The sequence below is a fragment of the Streptomyces sp. NPDC054863 genome, from assembly GCF_053610825.1.
In genome coordinates, this window is sequence record NZ_JBSGZD010000520.1 from 1 (window position 1) to 2,450 (window position 2,450).

Annotated in this window: 3 protein-coding genes; all 3 read left to right on the top strand. The window is 72.1% G+C overall.

Going from position 1 to position 2,450, the window contains the following annotated elements; translation table 11 throughout:
* The coding region (locus tag ACWGIG_RS38490) for an AMP-binding enzyme (RefSeq protein ID WP_453326380.1) at positions 1–549 on the top strand (549 nt) is incomplete at its 5' end.
* Entirely contained in the window at positions 546–1,811 is a 1,266-nt protein-coding gene (locus ACWGIG_RS38495; protein ID WP_453326381.1) for a beta-ketoacyl-[acyl-carrier-protein] synthase family protein, read from the top strand. The genes ACWGIG_RS38490 and ACWGIG_RS38495, both read left to right, overlap by 4 nt.
* A gap of 111 nt (positions 1,812–1,922) precedes the next feature.
* Entirely contained in the window at positions 1,923–2,408 is a 486-nt protein-coding gene (locus ACWGIG_RS38500; RefSeq protein ID WP_453326382.1) for an SET domain-containing protein-lysine N-methyltransferase, read from the top strand.
* Positions 2,409–2,450: the final 42 nt, after the last annotated feature.

Below are 2,450 nucleotides of genomic sequence, written 5' to 3' on the forward strand. Positions count from 1 at the left end.
CCCGCTCCCCCGGGCGCTGCACCCGACTCCCCCGACGCCCGGGCCGGCCACAGTGCGGAGTTCGGTCACATCTGGGTGCGCTCCCCCGACGCCCTGGTCGGCTATCTGGAGCCCGACGGTTCGATCCGCGAGCAGACCGGCGAGTGGTACGAGACCGGTGACTTCGGCTATCTCTCGGACGAGGACGACCTGTATGTGATCGGCCGTTCCCAGGCCGTCCACCGGATGGGGCACCTGCTCTACCCGGAGGCCCTCGCCACCAAGGCGGGCCGGTGCGGGCGGCAGGTCGTGGTCGTTCCGGTCGACGATGCGCGGTGGGGAAGCCGGCTGATCTTCGTCGTGGCCGATCCGGACCGGGGCGACCCCAAGGAGTGGCGGGAGCGGATCTGCGCGCTGCTCCCCTCGTACGAACAGCCCAACCACGTCGTGGTCCTGCCCGACCTGCCGCTGAACCGCAACGGGAAGACCGACACCGGGCAGTTGCGGAACCTGCTGCGCGAGGAGCACCCGGCGCTGTGGGGCGGCGCACAGAACGGGGCCGGGCTGTGAGGGCCGGAGCGGCGCGCACCACCCGGCGGCGGGTGGTGGTGACCGGCTACGGCGCGGTCACCCCGGTGGGCCCTGACGTGCCCTCCCTGTGGGAGGCACTGCTGTCCGGCCGGAGCGGGATCGCGGAGGCGACCGGTTTCGACACCACCGACCTCCCGGTGACGATCGCCGGTGAGGTACAGGACTTCGACCCCACCGCGTACATGCCCAGAAGGACCGTCCGGCGGCTGGACCCCTTCGCCCAGTACGCCCTGGCCGCAGCGGTGCAGGCGGTGGAGGCCGCCGGCCTGGACGTGCCGTCGCTCCGGCGCGACCGGATGGGGGTGCTCATCGGTTCGGGATACGGGGCGGAGAAGTCGGCCTTCGAGGCCGCGCGGGCACTCGTCGTCAAGGGTGCCGGGGCCGTCAGCCCGTACTACGCCGTCAGCGGCGGCATCGACTCGGCGGCCGTCGACGTCGCGCTGCGCTTCGGCGCGCAGGGCCCGTCCGGTTCGACGAGCACCGCCTGCGCCACGGGGGCGACCTGCATCGGTGACGCCGCGCGCATGATCGCGACGGACACGGCCGACGTGATGCTGGCCGGAGCGTCGGACGACTGCCTCACCTCCGTGCAGATGGCCGCCACCGCCAGGACGGGGGTGCTGTCCCGGCGCGCGGACGACCCGGCGGGCGCGAGCCGCCCGTTCGACCTGGGGCGCGACGGGTTCGTGATGAGCGCGGGCGCCGGTGTGCTGGTGCTGGAGGAGGCCGGGCACGCGGTGCGGCGGGGCGCCGACATCCTGGCCGAGGTGGCCGGTTACGCCGCGACCACCGATGCCTACCACCTGACCTCTCCCGATCCGGAGGGCACCGGGCTGCAGCGGGCGATGCGGCTGGCGCTGGCGGACGCGGAGACGGACGTCGGCGCGATCGACTACATCAACGCGCACGCCACGGGGACCGTCGGCGGGGACCGGGTCGAACTCGTGGCCCTGCGCGAGGTGTTCGCCGAGCAGTTGCCCCGTATCCCCACGACCTCGGTGAAGTCCGTGCTCGGTCACATGATGGGCGCGGCGAGCGCCGTCGATCTCATCGCGACCGTCGAGGCCATGCGCACGGGCACCGTACCCCCGACCACGAACTGCACGGACCCCGAGGACACGGTGCTGAACCTCGGCACACGGGGCGTCGAGCGGCGCGAAATCCGTACCGCCATGAGCAATTCGTTCGGGTTCGGCGGACACAACGCCGTCCTGGTCGTCAAGGCGTTCGACGGCGGCTGATCCCTGCCGCACACGGCACGACGAGCCCGTGGGGCGGCCGGGGAGAGCCCGGTGCGCCTCGCGGACTCCGTCCCCCTACCTACCCAAAGTCAGACGAAAGGCACCACAGTCATGAGCAACTCGCACAGCACGCAGCTCACGGTGGAGCGGAACTACCGGACCGTCACGGGACTGGCGGTAGGGACCGGGCTGGTGGCCGACGCGGTCATCGAGGAGGGGGCCGAGATCATGACCCTGAGCGACTGCGTCCCGGCGGAAGCCACCAAGTACACGATCCAGGTCGAGCGGGACAAGCACGTCATCGGCACGGACATCCGGTTCCTCAACCACTCCTGCGACCCGAGCACCTATGTGGACGCCGCCGCGGGGAACGTCGTCGCCACCCGCCGGCTCGCCCCCGGGGACGAGCTGACCTTCTTCTACCCCTCCACCGAATGGGACATGGCCTCCCCGTTCACCTGCGCGTGCGCGGCTCCGGGCTGCGTCGGCGAGGTGACCGGTGCGGCTTTCCTGGCCGACACCGTCCTCAAGGGCCACCGCGTCAACACCCACATCCAGGAACTGCTGGCGGAGCGGGACGTCGAGCCGCGCTCATGACGTCCGGCCACGGCCTCCGGCCGGCCCCCCGTGCCGCGGCCG

Coding starts and splice junctions, on each gene's coding strand:
- ACWGIG_RS38500 (WP_453326382.1), top strand. CDS start 1,923: ATGAGCAACTCGCACAGCACGCAGCTCACGGTGGAGCGGAACTACCGG.